The sequence below is a fragment of the Candidatus Zixiibacteriota bacterium genome (assembly GCA_018820315.1).
Taxonomy (GTDB): domain Bacteria; phylum Zixibacteria; class MSB-5A5; order JAABVY01; family JAHJOQ01; genus JAHJOQ01.
This window is the reverse complement of sequence record JAHJOQ010000040.1, coordinates 59,386-79,792: the sequence shown is the minus strand read 5'-3', so window position 1 is coordinate 79,792 and position 20,407 is coordinate 59,386. Positions and strand designations below refer to the sequence as shown.

19 protein-coding genes are annotated in these 20,407 nt (G+C 50.7%); 16 read left to right on the top strand and 3 right to left on the bottom strand.

The features are described 5' to 3' along the window. A partial coding sequence (gene murQ / locus KKH67_03795) for an N-acetylmuramic acid 6-phosphate etherase (GenBank protein ID MBU1318301.1) occupies nt 1–815 on the bottom strand: 815 nt, incomplete at its 3' end. Then, nucleotides 816–1,601, bottom strand: a complete 786-nt coding sequence (locus tag KKH67_03790) for a hypothetical protein (protein MBU1318300.1) — start codon at nt 1,599–1,601, stop codon at nt 816–818. Nucleotides 1,602–1,718: 117 nt separating this feature from the next. On the opposite strand from KKH67_03790, the gene rpmH reads away from it, so the two are divergent. The 15 genes from rpmH to KKH67_03715 all read left to right on the top strand — a co-directional run bounded on the left by rpmH (nt 1,719) and on the right by KKH67_03715 (nt 15,456). After that, complete coding sequence (gene rpmH, locus KKH67_03785) at nt 1,719–1,874, top strand: 50S ribosomal protein L34 (GenBank protein ID MBU1318299.1); 156 nt, start codon at nt 1,719–1,721, stop codon at nt 1,872–1,874. Beyond that, nucleotides 1,852–2,205 (top strand): ribonuclease P protein component, encoded by a 354-nt coding sequence (locus tag KKH67_03780; GenBank protein ID MBU1318298.1) that lies wholly within the window; start codon nt 1,852–1,854, stop codon nt 2,203–2,205. Before rpmH ends, KKH67_03780 begins: the two co-directional genes overlap by 23 nt. Then, complete coding sequence (yidD, locus tag KKH67_03775; protein ID MBU1318297.1) at nt 2,198–2,419, top strand: membrane protein insertion efficiency factor YidD; 222 nt, start codon at nt 2,198–2,200, stop codon at nt 2,417–2,419. The genes KKH67_03780 and yidD overlap by 8 nt, the downstream gene beginning before the upstream one ends. 7 nt (nt 2,420–2,426) lie before the next feature. Beyond that, nucleotides 2,427–4,142, top strand: a complete 1,716-nt coding sequence (yidC, locus tag KKH67_03770; protein MBU1318296.1) for a membrane protein insertase YidC — start codon at nt 2,427–2,429, stop codon at nt 4,140–4,142. Continuing rightward, complete coding sequence (gene mnmE, locus KKH67_03765) at nt 4,111–5,514, top strand: tRNA uridine-5-carboxymethylaminomethyl(34) synthesis GTPase MnmE (GenBank protein ID MBU1318295.1); 1,404 nt, start codon at nt 4,111–4,113, stop codon at nt 5,512–5,514. Before yidC ends, mnmE begins: the two co-directional genes overlap by 32 nt. Before the next feature lie 69 nt (nt 5,515–5,583). Continuing rightward, on the top strand, nt 5,584–7,431 hold the full coding sequence (mnmG, locus tag KKH67_03760) for a tRNA uridine-5-carboxymethylaminomethyl(34) synthesis enzyme MnmG (GenBank protein MBU1318294.1): 1,848 nt from the start codon (nt 5,584–5,586) through the stop codon (nt 7,429–7,431). A gap of 39 nt (nt 7,432–7,470) precedes the next feature. Next, nucleotides 7,471–8,142: a class I SAM-dependent methyltransferase gene (locus tag KKH67_03755; GenBank protein MBU1318293.1), complete on the top strand. Its 672-nt coding sequence runs from the start codon at nt 7,471–7,473 to the stop codon at nt 8,140–8,142. Between the two features lie 88 nt (nt 8,143–8,230). After that, on the top strand, nt 8,231–8,992 hold the full coding sequence (locus tag KKH67_03750) for an AAA family ATPase (GenBank protein MBU1318292.1): 762 nt from the start codon (nt 8,231–8,233) through the stop codon (nt 8,990–8,992). Then, nucleotides 8,985–9,860, top strand: coding sequence for a ParB/RepB/Spo0J family partition protein (locus KKH67_03745; protein MBU1318291.1), 876 nt, complete (start codon nt 8,985–8,987; stop codon nt 9,858–9,860). The genes KKH67_03750 and KKH67_03745 overlap by 8 nt, the downstream gene beginning before the upstream one ends. Nucleotides 9,861–9,865: 5 nt before the next feature. Beyond that, nucleotides 9,866–10,654, top strand: coding sequence for a M23 family metallopeptidase (locus KKH67_03740; protein ID MBU1318290.1), 789 nt, complete (start codon nt 9,866–9,868; stop codon nt 10,652–10,654). 14 nt (nt 10,655–10,668) lie between these two features. Further along, complete coding sequence (locus KKH67_03735) at nt 10,669–11,022, top strand: polymer-forming cytoskeletal protein (GenBank protein ID MBU1318289.1); 354 nt, start codon at nt 10,669–10,671, stop codon at nt 11,020–11,022. 173 nt (nt 11,023–11,195) lie between these two features. Beyond that, nucleotides 11,196–11,858 carry a hypothetical protein gene (locus tag KKH67_03730; GenBank protein MBU1318288.1) on the top strand — a complete coding sequence of 221 codons (663 nt, stop codon included), beginning with the start codon at nt 11,196–11,198 and terminating at the stop codon, nt 11,856–11,858. A gap of 24 nt (nt 11,859–11,882) precedes the next feature. Continuing rightward, complete coding sequence (locus KKH67_03725; GenBank protein MBU1318287.1) at nt 11,883–12,125, top strand: hypothetical protein; 243 nt, start codon at nt 11,883–11,885, stop codon at nt 12,123–12,125. A gap of 110 nt (nt 12,126–12,235) precedes the next feature. After that, nucleotides 12,236–13,984: a HEAT repeat domain-containing protein gene (locus tag KKH67_03720; protein ID MBU1318286.1), complete on the top strand. Its 1,749-nt coding sequence runs from the start codon at nt 12,236–12,238 to the stop codon at nt 13,982–13,984. Beyond that, entirely contained in the window at nt 13,981–15,456 is a 1,476-nt protein-coding gene (locus KKH67_03715) for an HD domain-containing protein (protein ID MBU1318285.1), read from the top strand. Before KKH67_03720 ends, KKH67_03715 begins: the two co-directional genes overlap by 4 nt. Nucleotides 15,457–15,908: 452 nt before the next feature. Here KKH67_03715 and KKH67_03710 read toward each other — a convergent pair whose 3' ends face one another. Next, the gene (locus KKH67_03710; protein ID MBU1318284.1) at nt 15,909–17,453 is read right to left on the bottom strand and encodes an NAD(P)H-hydrate dehydratase; all 1,545 of its coding nucleotides are present in this window, start codon (nt 17,451–17,453) and stop codon (nt 15,909–15,911) included. Nucleotides 17,454–17,848: 395 nt separating this feature from the next. Between KKH67_03710 and KKH67_03705 the strand changes: the two genes are divergently transcribed. Then, nucleotides 17,849–20,398 carry a dockerin type I repeat-containing protein gene (locus KKH67_03705; GenBank protein MBU1318283.1) on the top strand — a complete coding sequence of 850 codons (2,550 nt, stop codon included), beginning with the start codon at nt 17,849–17,851 and terminating at the stop codon, nt 20,396–20,398. Nucleotides 20,399–20,407 lie beyond the last annotated feature (9 nt).

The window sequence follows — 20,407 nt, the reverse complement described above, 5'->3', positions numbered from 1 at the left end:
GTCTTCACATGTCCATGCGAAAGCTGGAGGTATTTACCCGCCTGCTGATACGACACGCCGGTCACTTCCATAAGGATTCGCTTCGATCGCTCGGTCAGCTTTTCGGATTTCGCCTGCAGATCAACCATGCGATTACCGTAGGTCTTACCGAGCCGCACCATCGAAGCAGTCGTCAGCATATTGAGCACGAGCTTTGTCGCCGTGCCGGCTTTCATGCGTGTAGACCCGGTCACAACTTCTGGACCGACTATAGGATTGATCAGAACATCAACATTAAATCGCTTTGCCTCGACCGGTGTACAGCAGAGATAGACCGTCTTCGCACCGAGCTTCTTCGCCTCTCTCACACCCTCCAGAGTGTATGGAGTCCGCCACGACGCCGCTATGCCGACGATGACATCGCCTTTGCCGACGCCATGCTTGCGAATATCTTTGCGCGCCGCCTCGCGATCATCCTCGATGCCTTCGCGCGACCGCACGAGCGTACGCCGGCCCCCTGCGATGATTCCCGTCACCATCGACGGCTTAGAGCCGAACGTCGGAGGGCATTCTGAAGCATCCAGCACACCGAGCCTTCCCGATGTTCCTGCGCCGATATAGAAAAGCCGTCCGTCGCTTCTGAGTGATTCGACAATCAGATCGACGGCCTCGCGTATCTGCGGGATGACTTTCTTGACCGCTGACGCGATTCCGGAATCTTCGCTGTTAATCAGCGTCAGAATCTCTGCTGTGGTTAACTTATCGAGATTAGAACTTGCGGGGAGTTGGCTTTCGGTAATGAGATGCTTGAGTTCGTTGAAGACTTTCTTCGACATTTACCGGCTGTAGGTGACCGTTATATAGTCACCCTTGGAGAGAGTGCCGACGCCAAACGAGCCGCTGACTCTGTCAGTTTTGATGTTCCCGGCGGGCGCAGGTTGTGGCAGTGGGAAGAATATCGTCGGCCAGGAGTAGAAATTCTCTGTCGAGAACGAGAGAACGTAAATGTCGTAATCACCATCAACATCGGTTCCATCGCTTTTTTGAAACGCTTCCGGACCGATCTGCGTGGCTGTCACCAGCTCGACATAGTTGGCAAACGGTGCTGCGGTGAGAGAACTATCTGGTCTGACAACCGTGACGATATACCCTTTGCTTCCAGCCGACCCTGTCCATTCGAGACTGATGAAGCCACTTCCGTAGTAGGCATGGCTCGCAGGATCAGTGACTTCTACCGAGAACGTATCTGGCAGCACGAGATCCTTGAAGAAAAGCTGGAGTGTGTCGCCGAGGCTTACCGTAACTGTGTGCGTGTCGCCGGGGGAGAGCTGCAAACCGGGGCTGGTCGCCGAATAGACACCATCGCCTGCATACGGAATCGTCATACCCTCGACTCGAACAGTCACGCCGGAGAGATCGATTCCGTTCTGACAGACCTTCACATAGAAGAGGCTTGAACTATTGTCCGCATTATAGAACAGGACACCGTTCAACGTATACTCTGTATCCTCGGGATTACTTCCCTTCTCACCCCCGCATGAAATCACGAGAATCGCGAGAGAGATCAGCATCAGAATCGGCAGATAAGTCGGTTTTAGCGTCATATTTCTTATCATCGGCATTTTGGCTTCGAAAAATAAGTCACTTCGTCAATCAGTCAACAAAAACAGAGAGGCTTTTTCCTTGACTTTTGGCTCTCAGTGGCTATTTTGCTGGGCTTGTAAAGCAAGGATGAGGATATGAAAAGAACTTATCAGCCATCGCGCCGAAAGCGCCTAAACGATCATGGGTTCAGGAAACGTATGTCCACCAGAGCCGGTAGAGCTATTCTCAAGCGCCGCCGTGCCAAGGGACGCAAACACCTGACGCCAAGTGTGCCGAAGAAAATTAGATAATATCGGATTCGGCAGAGAATGCCGACTCAAGAGTGATATTGTCATTCGGGAAGTGGCCAGGTCTGGGAAGCGATTCTCCGGTCAATTCTTGAATATAAAGTCCAGAATCTACGACGACACCCTGCGTCAGTTCTGTATACGCACCCCAAGATCATCAGGTAATGCGGTTCAGAGGAACAGGATAAAGAGAATTATCCGGGAAACATTGAGATTGAACATGGATAAGTTCAAGCAGGGTACCAGGGCTGTCATTTGGATAAATGCAATCCCCTCCGTTGATCCGGTCTCCGGCATTGCCGGTGATATTTCGAGGTTCCTTGACCATGCTTAGGATTACAACTCTTCCTTTCATATATCTCATCAGATTTTATCAGGTTGCGATATCCCCGCTATTTGGCGCAATGTGCAGATTCGAGCCATCATGCTCCCAATATACTATCGATGCGCTCGGCAAACATGGCGTCCTTAGGGGGATGTGTCTTTCAGTCCGGAGAATCGCCAGATGCCACCCGTTGAATCCGGGCGGCTATGACCCAGTGGAGTAAATAGGCCATGGATCGAAATTACATCGTAGGATTAGTGCTGATTGGAGTGGTGTTCGTAGCGTGGATGTTCTACATGGGTCAGAAGCAGCCTGCGCCGCGACCAGCCGCTGTATCGGACTCTGTTGCAATAGCTTATCAGGAATCGATAGTGGATGAGACTCCTCCTGCGGCGAGGCCGATGGATCACTCGGAAAGCACGCTTGCTCAGTACGATTCATTAGCTGCTGCTGTGGATACTCTTCCTGAAGAGGTTATCACGGTCAACACCGATCTTTATACCGCAAAACTTACCACGCGCGGCGGCGGATTGACAAGCTTCATCCTCAAGAAGTTCGATTATCTCGATAATGGCGGAATCGAGATGGTGCATTCTGATGGTGCAGCCGTTCCGAATTTCAGGTTCGACCGTGGCAGGTTTGAACTCGAAAACATCCACTTCGCTGCGAGCAGGGGTGATCTTACGCTTTCCGACTTGGATTCCGATGTACTCGCATTCACTTGTACACTGCCGTCGGGCGTGACAATGAAGAAGACTTACAGATTCTACGCGGACACTTACCAATTCGATATCGAGCTTGAAATTGACGGCGTCCATTCTCTTGGGGCTGTAGATTTCTATGAAATGACTTTCCTGCCAGGCCTCGAGCCGACAGAGAAGAATATAAAGGATGATCTCAGCAATTTCAGAGCAAATGCCCTGCTCGGGAGCGATATAGAAAGCTTCAATGACTTCAACGACAACAACGAGATCCAAGACGACCTGGATGGTGTAACTGATTGGATATCAACTCGTTCGAAGTACTTCACCGCCGCGCTAATTCCGACCTCACGTGACGGTGCGGGGCTGAAAATCGAGGGATCGAAACGTGAGCATGACGAGGATCGGGGAGTTGTCGGATTTTCTCGTATCGGCATCTCGCTGAAAATGCGTCTCGGCCAGCGTGACAACCTCTTTGATGCGTATACTGTCTACCTCGGTCCGCTCGACTATAATACGTTGAAGGTCTTTGGCAATGATCTGGAAAACACTCTCGATCTTGGCTGGTCTATAATTAGGCCCTTCTCGAAAGGTATAACCTGGCTTCTCGGCAAGTTCCACAATGTGATTCCGAATTATGGAATAGTGATTATTCTCTTCACCGTAATCATCAAGCTTGTGCTTTCTCCGCTTAGCTTCATGTCGATGAAATCCATGCGTAGAATGCAGGAAATTCAGCCCCTGATGGCTGAGATCAAGGAGAGGCACAAGAAGGATGCTCAGAAGATGAATCAGGAGGTGATGAAGCTCTATAAGGAGAACAAGATCAACCCGCTCGGAGGGTGTCTCCCGATGCTTCCACAAATCCCGATTCTCTTCGCCCTGTTCACCGTATTCAGGAGCACTATCGAGTTCAGAGGAGCTCCGTTCGTCTGGTGGATGCAGGACTTATCCCAGCCTGACAGCCTCTACATACTGCCCGTCCTCATGGCGGTTACGATGTTTGTCCAGCAGAAGATTACTGTTAAGGACCCGAAACAGAAGATGATGGTCTATCTGTTTCCGGCTGTGTTCTTGTGGTGGGGAATCAGTTTCCCGACCGGATTGGTTCTGTACTGGACAGTGTTCAACATCTTCGGTCTCTTTGAGGCAGTATTTGTCCACAAGAGGCATATACCTGTCACATCACCAGCTCAAACGGTCTCGGTGACTGATGCCAAACAGACTCCCAAGCGGAAGAAGTGAGACTACCATTGCCGCTGTATCGACTCCGATCGGCAGAGGTGGGATACATATCGTCAGAATATCCGGACCTGAAGCGCGGCAGGTAGCTGACACCCTCTTTCACGGCCACCAGAGCTTAATCGAGTCTCCGTCGCACACTGCGCACCATGGGACTATCATTGATCCATCGACAGGAGAGACGCTTGATGACGTTGTAGCGGTCGTCATGTGCGCTCCTCACTCTTATACCTGCGAAGATACGGTCGAGATATCGACTCACGGCAGCCCATACATATCATCCAAACTTGTTGAGCTGCTCGTCAGAAATGGCGTTGAACATGCGAAGCCGGGCGAATTCACACTGAGAGCATACCTCAATGGCAGGCTCGATTTGTCGCAGGCTGAGGCTGTCGCTGATCTGATATCCGCGCGCACTGAATCGAGCCACCAAGTGGCGATGTCGCAGCTTGAAGGCAATCTGTCTAAACGCGTTAATACATTGCGAGACAATCTAATAAAGGCATTGTCGATTCTTGAAGCGTATACCGATTTTCCGGAGGAGGATATAAATCCTGCACATCTTGCACAGGTCACTGAGGCTATGCAGAGCGCAGATATCGATATCAGGGCTATGCTGGCGACATTCGAAACCGGCAGAATTCTGAAGGATGGCCTCGTGGTTCCGATTGTCGGTCCGCCCAACTCAGGCAAGTCTTCACTCTTCAACTATCTGCTGGATCATGATCGGGCGATTGTGACTTCCACCCCCGGTACAACGAGAGATACCATCTCAGAGTTTGTGAATATTGGAGGGTTGCCGGTCGAGTTGATCGACACTGCCGGAATTCGTGATACATCCGACCCGGTCGAGATAGCTGGTGTTGCACGAAGCAGGCAGCAGATGGTGAGTGCAGGTGTAATCATTGGCTTGATCGATTGCACAGAAGATGATCTTCCTGCAATCGCTCACGAGATGATGAATATAACCGTCTCTGCTGGAATGATCCTCGCAGTCAACAAGACAGATTTGATAGACAACTTCGCTCTGCAGGCAATAAAGGCTTCTCTTCCGGACGATGTTTTGTATATTTCCGCCTTGACCGGGGAAGGGATTGACAAACTCAAAAACGCAATACTGAGTTCGACTTTTCCAAATGGGAGACTTCCTGAGAAAGACGAAGTCAGGGTAGCATCAGACCGGCACAAATCTGCTCTCGAGAAGGCTGGCGAGCAGTTGCAGACAGCTCGGACGTCTCTATCAGAGAGTAAAAGTCATGAATTCGTGGCGTTTGATCTCAAACTTGCGGTCGGACATATCGAGGGAATCATTGGGAAGATCACACCTGACGATATCCTCGACAAGATTTTCTCAAGTTTCTGCATAGGAAAATAGCATCTGTTTCACGTGAAACTCTGATCACCGCGAGGAACTGTAAATCGTCTAAGTGATTGTAGATTAGACATGAAGACAGGATTTGACATAGTAGTTGTTGGCGGTGGTCATGCCGGATGTGAGGCAGCACTTGCGGCTGCACGTATGGGATGCACTGTCGCGCTGGTGACCCTACGAAGAGATAGAATCGGCCAGATGTCATGCAATCCTGCCATTGGCGGGCTCGCCAAAGGACAGCTTGTCAAGGAGCTCGATGCGCTCGGTGGCGAGATGGGACTGGCGACTGACAGGACCGGCATCCAGTTTCGTAGACTCAATCTCTCCAAAGGCCCTGCGGTTTGGTCATCTCGCGCTCAAGCTGATAGAATCGCGTATCGTGAGTACATGCAGCGCGTCATCGACCGGCAGGAGAATATCGAAGTTATTGAAGATTCGGTGGTTGCTGTCAAAACTTCAGGCAACAGAGTGACAGGTGCCGAGACTGCCGGAGGCCCCGTAATTCAATGCCGCGCGGTGATTCTGACAAGTGGCACTTTTCTAAACGGTATTACCCACACGGGAAACGTGAGGAATCATGCAGGCAGAGTCGATGAACCACCAGCGTTATATCTATCTGAGCAGCTTCAGAGCATCGGGTTCAACGCGGGTCGACTGAAGACTGGTACTCCACCGCGACTCGATGGGAGGACGATCAATTTCGATATCCTGCAGGAGCAGCAGGGAGATCCCGATTGCCCGCCATTTTCGCTCAGATCAGAGAATATCTGCGAGAACTCTGCAAAATGCTGGATTACATACACTAATCAGAATACACACAGGTTCATCCTGGACAATCTGAGTTCATCGGCGTTATTCTCGGGGCAAATCAAGGGGATTGGTCCGCGGTACTGCCCATCCATCGAAGATAAGGTAGTGAGATTCAGCGACAAACCGAGGCATCAGCTCTTCCTGGAACCTGAGGGCAATGGTACAGACGAAATATATCCAAATGGTTTTTCTACAAGCCTTTCAGAGGAGACGCAGTTGCGCGCCATTCGGACTGTAGGGGGACTCGAAGATGTGGTCATCACAACTCCCGGATATGCGGTCGAATACGATTTCTTCTTCCCGTATCAGATCAGACCGACTACCGAAACTAAGCTTGTGGAAGGTCTCTACTTCTCCGGACAGATAAATGGCACATCTGGTTACGAAGAAGCGGCTGCTCAAGGACTCATGTCAGGAATCAACGCGGTGTTGAAAATGCGTGGCGAACCTGCTTTCACTCTCAATCGCTCGCAAGCATATATCGGTGTGCTTCTTGATGATCTAGCGACGAAATCTACCGAGGAACCATACCGCATGTTTACTTCGCGCGCAGAATATCGTCTGGAACTGCGCGAGGACAATGCCGCCGAAAGGCTCATAGAATACGGTTACAGGTTTGGCCTGATACCGGAGGAAATCTACGCCAGAGAAACCGAGAGGATTGCACTTGTTGGCAGAGAAGCGAAGCGGCTTGAATCGGTCTTCCTGCCTGTGACAAGTCTTCCCACTGAATTTGGCGGCAACGGTAGACAGAAGCTATCAGCTGCTGCTGCACTTAGGATGCCCCAGGTCAAGGTGTCGGATATCGAAGGCAGCGATGACTCCCTTGGCGGATATTCTCACAGGGTCAAGACCGACATCGAGATAAGAATCAAATACAAAGGCTATCTCGACAAGCAGCGGCGGGAGATCGAGAAATTCAGCAAGCTTGAGAACCTCGCGATTCCCGAAGACTTGTCATATGCATCACTGACCGGGTTGAAAGTGGAAGCTCGAGAGAAGCTCGGTCGCCTACGGCCTGTTTCTCTGGGGCAGGCGTCGAGAATATCCGGCATTTCACCCGGCGATATCACTGTGCTTATGGTGCATCTCAAGAGACTCTCTGCGTGAGCAATCCTATGCCCGGCAGTTCCCTATAGGACTACTTTCATGAATGTTTCACGTGAAACATACGACTGGCCCGGCGAATGGCGCACGCATCTTCGCGACATGATCGCTGCAGGATCCATTCCATTCCCACCCGATGCTGTCCCGAAGCTGATTGCGTTCGCTGAAGCGATCCTGGCGGAGAATCCGATCCTGAATCTTGTCTCTCATAAGGAGCCGCAGCGCGAAGTGGTGAAACAGATCATCGATTCGGGAACGATTTCTTCTTGCTTCTCACTTCTGCCGGGATGCCGTCTGCTCGATGTCGGAAGCGGTGCCGGCTTTCCCGGGGTGGTCCTGAAGCTGACATTTCCGGAGATCGAACTGATCTCACTCGACTCCTCACCGAAGAAGATCGCTTTTCAGAAAAAGGTCTGCAGTCGGCTTGGAATAGATGCCACGTTCATCGAAGGTGATTTCAGGCGTGCTGATCTTCCCGCTCCCGTCGATTTGGTGATTGTCAAAGCGCTAGGTTCGCACGCCAATGTTGTCCGCAAATCTCGAGGTTGGCTACGCCCGATGGGAGCGCTGGTTTTCATGGAAGGGACCTCTCCGGATCCATCGATTGATAGGGCGGCAGCGAAGTATGATGACCTCACCGCAGCGTTGACGCTTCCATATTCTGTTTCGGAGTTCGAGTCGGAGCGCCATCTTTCAATAGTTTATAAAAAATAAAAGTTTTTGTTGCAATCGCACTTGTGTCAACTTTATTAGGATTCAAGTCACTGGTAGATTGTGTCTTATGTAGATAGGATTTGGCTCGATGGGTAAGGCAATAGCGATTGCGAATCAGAAGGGTGGTGTCGGGAAAACGACTACTGCGATTAATCTCTCTGCATGCCTTGCGGTTGCAGAGAAACGCGTGCTTCTCATAGATTTCGATCCCCAGGCGAACACCTCCAGTGGCATGGGAATAAACACGAGAGAGATCAGCCGTTCTGTCTATGATGTGGTCCTCGGGCAGGCTACCCTCAATGAGGTCACGCTGCCGACTGAGATCGAATTTCTGAAGCTTGCTCCATCGAGCATTCATCTTGTTGGGGCTGAAGTCGAATTGGTCCAGCAACAAAGCAGAGAAAACAGATTGAGGAATGCTGTTTCCCAGATCTCGGAGCAATACGATTACATAATAATCGATTGTCCTCCGTCGCTCAGCCTGCTGACACTGAATGCTCTGGTAGCCGCGCAGACAGTTCTAATTCCCATACAATGCGAGTTCTATGCCCTTGAGGGCTTGGGTCAGTTGTTGCGAACGATTGAACTCGTGAAATCAAATCTCAATTCTGATCTCGAGATCGAAGGAATACTGCTGACAATGTACGATTCGCGCCTCAATCTTTCTCGACAGGTTGCTGACGAGGCGCGTAATTATTTCGACGGGAAAGTTTTCAAGACTGTCATTAGCAGGAATGTGAGGCTTTCAGAGGCTCCGTCATTCGGAAAGCCAATCGTGTTCTACGATGCTGTCAGCACAGGTTCGAAGAATTATCTTGAATTAGCCGAGGAGTTTATGAGTCATGGCTAAATTAGCGTTAGGAAAAGGATTGGATGCTTTGATTCCCGTGCGGGAAGACCGCCGGAATGATTCAAAATTCATCATGCTGAAAGCATCCGAAGTAGTAACCCGGAGCAGTCAACCGAGGAAGAAATTCTCGGACAAAGGAATAAACGAGCTTGCGGATTCCATTCGCGAGAAGGGCATCCTGCAACCGCTACTGGTGAAGCGAGCCAATGGCAGCTATGAGTTGATTGCGGGCGAAAGACGTCTCCGGGCAGCGCAAGTCGCCGGTTTGAACGAGGTTCCGGCAATTGTTATGGATCAGATGACCGACACTGAATCATTCCAGCTTGCATTGGTCGAAAATATTCAGCGAGAAGATCTTACCCCAATCGAGGAGGCGGGAGCATTTCAGCGTCTGCTGCAGTCGGGATCGATGACTCAGGAAGAGCTTGCTTCGAAAGTCGGTAAGGATAGGTCGACAATCGCAAACAGTTTGCGACTGCTGACGCTTCCAGAGCAGGTGCAGGAACTGATTAATGAAGGCAGCATTTCTGCCGGCCATGCTCGAGCTATCCTTGCGGTGCCTGACAAAGAGAAGCAGCTTGAGATCGCACGAAAGATTGCCGAATCGAATCTCTCTGTGCGCGAGCTGGAAGGAATGGTGTATGGCAAGCCGCGCAAGAAGCGTGGACGCAGTCTCAAACTAAAGCGTCCGCCGTCCGAAATCTTCGAGGCTGAAACTATGTTGAAAAGACATCTGCAGACAGCAGTGCATATCAGACGCAGCCTCAAGGGTGGTCGAATCGAAATTGAATTCTATAACACTGATGATCTGTCGCGACTAATCGATTTGATTATGGGGCGTGGAGGAATAGCGTCACGAAGCATGTAACCTTGATGATGATTAATGATTCCTCTGACCAGCCTCGCAGTCTTCGACTGCCGAGCTGGCTGCTGAGGGTGTTGATTGCAGTCGTCGTTCTGCTGATAATCCTTGTGACTTTTGGAGCGCTGAGCTACTCAAGGCTATCGAACCGGGCATCGCTTGCGGATGATCTTCAGATCGAGAATCAGATACTCAGGGATTACACTGAACGTGTACACAGGCTCGAAAAGGACCTGCAGACGAATCATATACTATTGCGCAGAATGATGGAGCTGGCCGGAATAGAGGCCTCGCCGGAATTCCCGTCTGCCGATAGCATCCAGTCGGAGGCGGAATTGGTCGGACTTTCAGAGCGCATCGAACCGGCAGCTGCCGATACAGATGGTGATACCGATCCATCAGTGCCGGAGGGTATTCCGATGTCGGGGACTATATCGAGAAGTTTCGTCCCTGATGAATCAGAAGAGCTCAGGAGACATTTCGGTTTGGACATCGCTGCTAAAGAAGGCTCGCCTGTGTATGCAACGGCGAGCGGCCGAGTGGAGTTTGCGGGATGGGACGAAACATTTGGAAACTACCTTATCTTGGATCAACTTAATGGATATAAAACGTATTACGGGCATAACCGCGCCATACTTGTTTCGGTCGGCGATGCCATCCGGAAGAATGAATTGATTGCCCTGTGCGGAAACACTGGCAGGAGTTCAGCACCTCATCTGCACTACGAAATCAGATATGAAGGTGCTCCGGTAAATCCTGAAGAATACATGAACGTTGAACTTCTAAAGCAGGCAGAGTGACAATGGCAGAGAACATGAATACGGTCATTGGCAAAGACGCCACAATTACTGGCACGGTGGAAGTTACGGGAGCTGTTCGCGTCGACGGATGTGTCAAAGGCAAGGTAATTTCCCGCGAAACGGTTGTGGTTGGCCCCACCGGCAACGTCGAGGGGGATATCGTAGCCAAGATCTCCGTCGTCGCCGGCCAGGTGATGGGTAATGTCACCGCTGACGAGAAGGTTGAGCTGCAGGCCAAGGCAGTACTGAGTGGCGACCTTAAGACCAAAAGCCTTGTAATAGAACAAGGTGCGGTATTTGAAGGCGCGTGCCGCATGAAGGAGGGGGACGTCGTTCACAGGACCGAACCCGCCAAAATCAAGGTCTGATGTGGATAAAGTCGTATTGTCTGTGGATAAGCCATTAACATGCAGTATTCCAAGGTCTTAGACGAGAGTCTTAAGAATCTCATTTAAGGGTTATCCACAAGATGCTGAGGCTTTTCGCTATAGAAGCGAAGTGTTAGTTTCAGAATGCTCATTCGTTGCCGAATATCAATGGTATGACCCACAAGCTCACATTCATAGCATCGGCACTATTTGCCACAGGCATGTTGATTGTGATTTGGGTGTTCCTCAAATCTGTCTGGACCATCAGTCGCAGTTCCGTACCCAGATCCCAACTCGGGAACATACTTCTGAAAAGAGCTTTGGTGGTAAGCCTTGGTGTAATCTGTATTTTGATTTCGCAATTTGTCTTCTGGGTCAATTCAAGTCTGACTGCTTATATACTTGTTGATCCCGGCTCACCTATCGGAATAATAAGTTTCAGACAGCCTGTGGGCAGCAATCCAATGATGTATCTCGCTTTGAATACGGTGGAGTCCAACAGACTTCTTCTGATGGAAGTCGAAATGCGAACCGGTGCCGCGGTCATCGAAATCGAAGTTCTCCGATTTCCGGCGCTACTGGAGCATCTGGGTTTGACGGAGTTCTGTCGAATCTCAGGTGTTCGGCTGATCGATCCACATGACCCAACGGGAGCCATCGCAGAAGTGAGGAAAGTCCAGCAGAATGTCGAACCTTTCTGGACATTTTTCGACAAGATAGACAGCTTCATTCCGATCGCGAGAGCATCAAAGCTCACATCGGAAGTAATTCTATTCGAAGATGGAATTGAACTCAACGTGTATGCTGCGACAGATCGGATTGCCTTATCAGAGTAGACTCCAACTGTAGAGACTGATTCAATGCCCCAACAGGAGCATATAAACTTCGTATTCCTCAAGGATGTTCCTTCGCGCCTCTATGGTCAGATGTTGGTGGAAGCTCTTGCCAATTCGGGCATTAGGGCGATAATTAAGTCCGACGATATTGGAATTGTGCTGGGAAGCCACGGGACCTCATCGCCGGTGCGTGTAGAGGTCTGGGTAGACAGGTCTTGTCTTCAATCTGCTAAAGAGATAGCGCATCAGATACTTGACGGCTTTTAGATGGCTTCCGGCAAGCTCTATGCCATCAAATTCCTCTCCATTCTGCCGATAAGAACCTAGTAGAGGGCTACTACCATATTCCGGCTCCGCAGGAGCTTGATCGAGGATTGATGACTAAAGAAGACTACGGCAGTTTGAGTGACATAGCTGCGGAATTCGTTAGCGCATTGAGCAGGGGTTTGAAGACATCCGTTCTATATCCCGCAAACAGCTCGATTCCGGGGGAATTTCGGCAAACCTGCTGGGAAAAGCTATCGGCTGCCCTTGATGAAAGAGAATGCATAGAGTTTCAGATTGGGCGCCAGGAAATCCTGTTCGATAGCGAATCTGTCTTTGAATCGGATGGACGTGAGACGGATCTGTCAGGTATTATGCACAGAGACGGAGTCCGCGGTATCAGGTTCCGCAAGGGAATTGACCTGCATGAATTCTCCAGATTCTTCGATTGCCTGAGGACCGTCCTGGTCAGTACCGAAGCTTATGAAGACTTCGTGAATATCCTCTGGGAATCCGATTTTGATTTCATCGAATACGATGCGGTCGATGAATTCACCGTGACCGCTGCCGCAATGGAAGTCCCGCGACTTGCATCGGAGCACACTCTCAGCGACTCCGACGTCGGTGATCTAATTCGCAATGAACGGGCTACAAGTGCAACTGGAGCGAAAGAAAGTCTGATCAAGACTGCCGAGTCCGCGAATATCGCCAAGCAAGGTCTGCGTCCTACAAGCAGATTCGTCGCCGATCTTCAGTATTTCTCCGAGCAGGAAAAAGACGCGATTCGGTCGATGCTGGAGAAAGATCAGGAGGTTTCGATAGAATTCTCAGCGATCGATCTACTGTTTGACATTGCTATCAACGAACGAGCCGACCGGGATTTCATGCTGACATGTGACACGTTGGATAACATGTTCAACACGTTACTTGACGGGGAGAAATTTGCACTTCTGGTCTACATGATCGAGAAATACCGCAGCACGGTGACGCTGCTGAGCAAGGACGCTCGCCTGCGATCAGAGCGTCTCCGGCAAGGATATAACAGGTGCGGCGACAGAATCAGAATATCAAAGTTGACGGAGATTCTGAATCGATCTGAATCGGAGGATCTCGATTCTGTTCAGTCATACCTGGAGCAGCTCGATTGGAGCGCCCTGACTCAACTGCTCTGGATGCTGGGTGAACTGGAATACTTCCCTGCACGCAAGATGCTCTGCGATCTGCTTCAGAGCAAAGGCCGGAAGAAGCCGGAGATTATCTCAGGAGCGATCTATGATGCCAGATGGTTTGTTGTTCGGAATGCAGCCAACATTCTCGGGCAGATCGGAACCGACAAGAGCGTACCGCCACTGAAGAAGGCCGCGGCGCATGAAGACGAACGGGTGCGATGGGAAGCTGTATTGGCGCTGTGCAAGATAAATTCAGGGATTTCGAATGATGCTCTGATCAGTCTATTGACGGACGATTCTGATAGAATACGGCGTACTGTGGTACACCACCTCGGGAAGAATATGGTCAAGACGGCGCAGTCTGCGCTTCTCTCGATTGTCACGGCTAAGCAGTTCAAAATGTTCGAGCCGGCGGAGCAGAGAGAGTTTCTAAACACGCTCGCGCTGGTAGGCGACCAGAAGGCATTCGCATGCCTGAAGAAACTTGCCGGCAAGCGATTTACTTTCGGTAGCGAATCGGCCAAAAGGTTGCGCGACCTTGCATTCCAGGCTCTAACACTCCAGGATGGCGATTACGTGGATCAGATTCTGAACAAATGGGCAAGTAAATCAAAGGGAGTCCATCGAGCTTCTGCAAAGAGCGCGCTCGCAAGACGCATGAAGAATCGCGAAAGTAAGGCGAGGAACGTATGATGAAGCCGTTGCGCGTCGACAAAGAGCCGTGTACCAATCATGACAAGCATCAGCATAACGTGCTCGGGCATGACCTCGTCAAGCAGCTCTACATAATGCTGCGGACGTGCAGGATTTATGAAGCTACTAATGAAAACTACACACGTCAGTTGGAAAAGTTTGGCGGGTACCTGGCTCATGCATTCGAGCGCTATGATCATGTAACCCTGCACTTATCGGATGGATACCTCTTCTTTAACGATGAGAGACTCAGGACAGATCTCGACGGTTATCTGATTGTCAAGTATCTGCAGGAAACATTCTCATTGTACTGCTGCGCCGGTTTTAGGTTTGAGAATGGTACCGAGGAATCGGAGTTGAGCGCGCTATTCTCCATACTTGCGCGGCTAAACCCGGTTGAGGATCAGGACAACCGCACTATACTACTGGAAGAGATGAAAAGGGAGATGCTGATCAACGTATCCTTAATTGAGTCAGATGAGCAGAAATCACAGGCGGGCAAACCGAAAACGATTGCCGAGAAACGCAAGCTGGCGAGAAAGAACTTCTTTGGAGCCATAAGTGCTGTGGGCGAAATCGTTGGGCAGGCATCTCCAGAAAAACCTATTGCAGTTTCTAAGCTGAAGCGCGTCGTACATGCTCTGGTTGATCAACTCCTCTCTGACGAAACTTATCTACTCGAACTGACGGCACTCAAGAATTTCGATGATTATACTTTTGTACACAGCGTTGATGTCTGCATTTACGCTGTTACGACAGGAATGAGGCTCGGATTTTCAAGGCCAATGCTAGCCGAGATTGGGTTTGCTGCGATGTTTCATGACATCGGAAAGACGAAAATTCCTGTCGATCTACTGAATAAGCCAAGCAAGCTGGAAGGTTCCGATTGGGATCAGCTTCGCGCGCATCCGATCCACGGTGTGCGAATACTCGGAGACTCTATGACGCTGGATTCAAATACAGCTCGTGCCATGCTTGTCTCCTTTGAACATCACAAGAATCTCGATGGTAGTGGCTATCCATATATCAACCGAACCAGTCCGATCAATCTCTACTCGAAAATTGTCGGAATCTGCGATTTTTTCGATGCGATTACCGCTGATAGAAAGTACCAGAAAGACAAAGTCGGATTCGATAGAGCAATCAACGAAGTTGTGAGGCTCTCCGGTACGAAGTTCGACCCTCTGCTGGTCAAAGTTTTCATAACGATGCTCGGTGTTTATCCGACCGGAACTCTGTTGCTGCTGAGCAGTGGCCAACTGGCGATTGTGATATCGAATAATCCGGAAGACATTTTCAGACCGAAAGTCAGAATCATTGCCGATACGCGTGGCCTGCTTGCGGAGCCGATCGTTGCCGATCTCACAGATTTCGATGAAGCAAATGACACCTATGTGAGAAGTGTGGAGCACCCGGTCGATCCGAATAAGTACAAGATTGATATCTCGCAGTTTATTCTGCTTCAAGAATAAAAAAGGAGAAGCCACCAGACTTCTCCTTTCCACACACCAGCAACGGACCTACTACTGCTGATCAGGAGAGAAACGCACATTTCTCCGATCATCAATCGGAACCATCCTTGGCTCCATAACAGGAGGAAACAGTACTTTTATCAAGCTATCCAGAATATCGGTTATTGTCCTGATCTCTATTTGTGACATTTTGAATCTCATTTTTTCACCTTCCAGAAAGTTATAAATCCCGCACATGACCAAAGTTCCAATCGGTGCTGGAATAGGGCCTGCTGAAAAAGTCACGGACCGCGGTACGTCGTCATCGCGAGGAGCGAAGCGACGTGGCGATCTCTATGTCAATCAAGGCTATTGTGAAACGCGGAGATTGCCACACTTCGCTCACAATGACGTCATTTAGGGTTTTTCAACAAGCCCAATAGCAGGTATGACTGAAGAAGCCCCCCGGAAGGCTATCTGTTAAAAGACATGTAGACTTCAGCAAGATAAGATATTATGTCGGACGGAATAAGTGCGGTAGGGCCGATATCACGGACTGCGACATCCGCTGCGCGCCCATGAATATATGCACCGATGCAAGCTGCATTCAGGGGGCTAATCCCTTGTGCGAGAAAGGCTCCGATGATCCCTGACAGGATATCTCCTGTGCCGCCGGTCGCCATGCCTGCATTGCCTGTCGGATTAACGAAGACCTCTCCCGAAGGATCGGCAACAAACGTGGGTGCACCCTTGAGCAGCACGACGCAGCCGAATCGCTGTGCAGCGTCAAGCGCGTAAGTCATTCTGTCTTTGGCGATTGACGGAACATCCACGTCAATCAGTCGCGAAAGCTCGCCCGGATGAGGCGTTATCACCAGAGGAGCTCCGCATTTTGACAGCTCATCAGAATGGTTTTCTATTGCATTCAAACCGTCAGCATCTATGATTGTCGGTATGGCAAGATCGGGTATCAGTCGCCTGATAAGTTCTCTTGTCTCATGGTGCGTCCCGAGCCCCGGACCAATCACTGCAGCGTCGGCATCCTTCAGATATTGCCTAATCTCCCCCATTCCACGCAACGCCAGGCACTGTTTCTTGGCGACGTCGGGAAGTGGCCGAGTGATGACTTCCGTCAGTTTTGTTTCGAATATCGGGTTCAGACCCATCGGAACCCCGAGATAACACAATCCAACTCCAGATCTTATCGAACTCTCCGCTGCAAGGCAAGCCGCACCGGTATATCCTCTCGAACCTGCGAGAATGAACAGCTTTCCACAAGTGCCCTTGTGAGCGGTCGGCAGACGTACTGGCAACAGCCGATTAACAGACTCCTGGTCAATCAGGTTGATCTTGATGGCGGCCTGTTCTACGACATCGTCGGGAATGCCGATCGGGATGACCTCCAGCGTGCCGACATATGATCTGCCGGGATAGAGGAACTGTCCGATCTTGGGAAGAGCAAGAGTCCCGGTCGCAAACGCCTGAACGCAGACGCCAGAGACTTCGCCTGTGTCGCAGTTGAGTCCGGAGGGCGCATCGACGGCGAGAATCGGTGCGCCGGAAGCGTTCATCAGTTCGATGCATGGTGCGGCAAGACCGCGGACCTCCCCCTCGAAGCCGGTACCGAAAATCGCATCAATGACGAGATCAGTTGCTATTAGATATGGGAGATCGCCCTCGGACTTTATTTCGGAAATCGGCAGATTCTGTTCAACGGCTCTATTACAATTGACTGCGGCATCACCCTTGAGATCGCCTATCATTCCGAGGAGGTAGAAGTGGACACTTGCTCCCCACTCGTGAAGGTAGCGGCCAATCACGAAACCATCACCGCCATTGTTGCCTTTGCCGCAGAACAGGGCAATGTCGGTAACTGTGACATCGTCATCGAGGATAGTCCGCGCTAACTCGGCAATCCCTCTGCCGGCGTTCTCCATCAACTCGATGCTGGGAATGCCGCGATTCTGTATAGCTTCGGCATCAATAACCTGCATCTGTTTCGCTGTTACAAGCTTCATCGTGAGAATATTATATGCTTTTTTCTGCAGACTGCAAACGGAAAGAGAGCGCCTGAGTACTCACTTTATAGTCTTTCGAAACGTGCGGACAAACACCAACATTGCGCACAAATGCGTACTAGCAGGGTCCCGCATGTCCCAATATGTCCCTTTTTCCCTTGACCGCTCGTGCCAGAGTCGTATATTTTCTCTATAAGGCCATATCCATCGAATTGACATCAATAGACTCACTAAACTCGAAGCCAGCACCTGGCCGTTGGAATCGCTGAACGATCAGAACATGTATCAACGTATCAGAGTGATCGATGAACGTATCATTTTCACGGCGCATATTGTCGCGCCGTCCTTTATCAGGAGCATGAAGAGATATTAAACACGCACTAAGGAGGAATCACGTGTCTGTCAAGAAAAGAGTAATGATAGCTATTGTCGCGGCACTTCTCATGGTGGCGCTATCAGCGCTTGCCATCGGGAGAGCTGTTCCTGTCGTTGAGGAGACTCCATTCGGAGTCATCCATTCGGGTGTATCAACTGCGCCGAATCTTCCCGCAAAGGGACCATACAGCGGTCCGCAGTACAAACCTGACGTCAGCCTTCTCCGCCAAGGTGGGGATCAGATCGCCGATGCCACTCCGATTCCGGGGCTGCCGTTTGTAATGGGTGGTACCACTGTCGGGTATGTCGACGACTACGATGAGATTTGTCCTTACAACGAGCCCGGTTCGCCGGATGTTGTCTATGTTTACACGGCGCCTCTCAATGTTACGGTGGATATTACGCTCTGCAATGGATCGACTTATGACACGAAGTTGTATCTGTATGAAAATGTGTACACACCCGGAGCGCCGTATGCCTGCAACGATGACGCCTGCCCCGGCTATGTATCTGCTCTCTGGGGCCTCAGTCTTATGGGGGGCAATAGCTACTATATCGTGATCGATGGCTACGGTGGCGACGCTGGTGATTATCTGATTGAGATATATGAGCATGTGGAATGTATTCTCGAATGTCCCCCCGGCGCAACCGACGAAGGGGAGCCGTGCGGTGATGACATGAACGGAGGATGCGGTTCTGATCCGGTTGTTTTCAGGCCGATCAACTGCGGCGAGACAGATTGTGGTACTATCTGGGCCGATGCCGACTTTCGTGATACCGACTGGTATCAATTATTCCTCGAATCGGATGCAACGATCATATTCACCGGTGTGGCCGAACAACCGCTCCAGATAGGTTACGTCACCGGCTGTCCTATGGGTGCGCCTGAGTGCACGTGTGTTCTCGGGCTGGAGCCGTACGCTCAGTCTGCGCCTTGCGAAGAGGCGTCTATTCAGATGGATCTCACCGCCGGCGAGCACTGGCTCTGGGTAGGGAGTCAACTGTTCGATGGTTACCCCTGTGGAACCAGCAACGATTATATCATCACTTTGATGTGTGAGGGTGACATACTGCCACCGTACACGGTCATTACGCACCCAAGCGATACCGCGTGGTGGAACGATCACCCCTATTTCAGCGAGTCTGTGATGGTCGAAGCTATCGACTATCTGAACGAATCTGTAATCCAATACACAACGTTTGATATCTACAACGAGGGCATCTGGCAGCCGTTTGGGATCGATTACGACGGCAGCGATTACATGAAAGATGACTATGACTCTGCTTCCAGTGGCGATGGCTGGAGCGCAACGCTGGTAGCCGCGCAGATGGATCCCCCGCTCACAGAAGGCTACTATTCAGTCCGAGCGACCATGACAGCAATCAATGGGCTGGTGACTTCGGATACTATTACCGTTTATTATGATCCGTTCCCACCTGTTCCCACGATATTCTATCCCGAGGTGTTTAACTACGTGACCTCTCCCCCGGTGGAGATCATGTTCACAACACAGGCGGATAATGTTGCTGAGATGGTCGTCACAGTTCTGCCGGTGCCGCAGGGATATGAGGCACCAATCAAACGGCCACGAGGACCACTCGACTGTTTCCAGGGATACAACAAGGGGATTCCGAGTTTCAATCAGAATGATCTCTATCCCGATGCCGATGATGGCAGCAACTACGGCTGCTATCCAACGGCTGTCGCCGCCTGTCTGAAATATTGGGCGGGCAATGGATTTCCTGGGCTTGATGGCAACGGCACTATGACCGACGGTCAGATGGTGAACGAAGTTGCGGATTCGATGGGAACCAATCGCAATTCCGGCACCAATGATGCCAATGCAAAGGCAGGAACTCTAAAATACATCGAAGGGAAGCTGGGACCTTGTAAGTTTAAAGTCGAGCATGTCACCGGCAATGATGTAACCCTGAAGCGGTATCTCAAGGAGATGTTTGAAAACGACGAAGATGTAATTCCATCTGACCACCATCACGTTGTGACAGCGAATTCATTCTGCGTACATCCCCAGTTCTATGTCGACTTCATGGATCCGGCGACCGGATCCGAAGTGCAATCGACTGATTGGGGCAAGGGTTTCGATGGGCACAAGCTCACCGATATGCTCGTGATATCTCCGAAAGAGGATTCTACCGTCGAGATACCCGATAGCGTTGGTTGGCCGACAGAAGACCCTCCCGGGTCCGGAACCTATGGCTACGAATGGGATCCCGATCCGACAGAGTACCCGCCCGGATACGCATACCTGGTCGAGGTTGTCATTATCGATGAACTCGGACATGTCGGCTGGGATATGGTGAAGATCGAATTCCCGTTCGACTACCTGATCGGCGATTGCGACGGAAGCGGTGCGGTCGACATCGATGATGTTGTGTATGTCATTCAATACATTTTCGCCGGTGGCCCGCCACCTGATCCGATCGAGTCTGGTGATGTCGACTGCTCCGGAGCGATTGATATCGACGATGTCGTCTATCTGATTCAGTACATCTTCGGAGGCGGCCCTCCGCCTGGCGATCCGAATAATGATGGAATTCCGGATTGTTGATCCGGTTGA

Bases quoted from the DNA above. Each gene is read 5' to 3' on its own strand.
- mnmE (MBU1318295.1), top strand. From the start codon at position 4,111: ATGCCAAACAGACTCCCAAGCGGAAGAAGTGAGACTACCATTGCCGCT.
- yidC (MBU1318296.1), top strand. From the start codon at position 2,427: ATGGATCGAAATTACATCGTAGGATTAGTGCTGATTGGAGTGGTGTTC.
- KKH67_03715 (MBU1318285.1), top strand. From the start codon at position 13,981: ATGATGAAGCCGTTGCGCGTCGACAAAGAGCCGTGTACCAATCATGAC.
- KKH67_03790 (MBU1318300.1), bottom strand. From the start codon at position 1,601: ATGCCGATGATAAGAAATATGACGCTAAAACCGACTTATCTGCCGATT.
- KKH67_03755 (MBU1318293.1), top strand. From the start codon at position 7,471: ATGAATGTTTCACGTGAAACATACGACTGGCCCGGCGAATGGCGCACG.
- yidD (MBU1318297.1), top strand. From the start codon at position 2,198: ATGCTTAGGATTACAACTCTTCCTTTCATATATCTCATCAGATTTTAT.
- KKH67_03750 (MBU1318292.1), top strand. From the start codon at position 8,231: ATGGGTAAGGCAATAGCGATTGCGAATCAGAAGGGTGGTGTCGGGAAA.
- KKH67_03725 (MBU1318287.1), top strand. From the start codon at position 11,883: ATGCCCCAACAGGAGCATATAAACTTCGTATTCCTCAAGGATGTTCCT.
- KKH67_03745 (MBU1318291.1), top strand. From the start codon at position 8,985: ATGGCTAAATTAGCGTTAGGAAAAGGATTGGATGCTTTGATTCCCGTG.
- KKH67_03730 (MBU1318288.1), top strand. From the start codon at position 11,196: ATGACCCACAAGCTCACATTCATAGCATCGGCACTATTTGCCACAGGC.
- rpmH (MBU1318299.1), top strand. From the start codon at position 1,719: ATGAAAAGAACTTATCAGCCATCGCGCCGAAAGCGCCTAAACGATCAT.
- mnmG (MBU1318294.1), top strand. From the start codon at position 5,584: ATGAAGACAGGATTTGACATAGTAGTTGTTGGCGGTGGTCATGCCGGA.
- KKH67_03735 (MBU1318289.1), top strand. From the start codon at position 10,669: ATGAATACGGTCATTGGCAAAGACGCCACAATTACTGGCACGGTGGAA.
- KKH67_03720 (MBU1318286.1), top strand. From the start codon at position 12,236: ATGACTAAAGAAGACTACGGCAGTTTGAGTGACATAGCTGCGGAATTC.
- KKH67_03710 (MBU1318284.1), bottom strand. From the start codon at position 17,453: ATGAAGCTTGTAACAGCGAAACAGATGCAGGTTATTGATGCCGAAGCT.
- KKH67_03740 (MBU1318290.1), top strand. From the start codon at position 9,866: ATGATGATTAATGATTCCTCTGACCAGCCTCGCAGTCTTCGACTGCCG.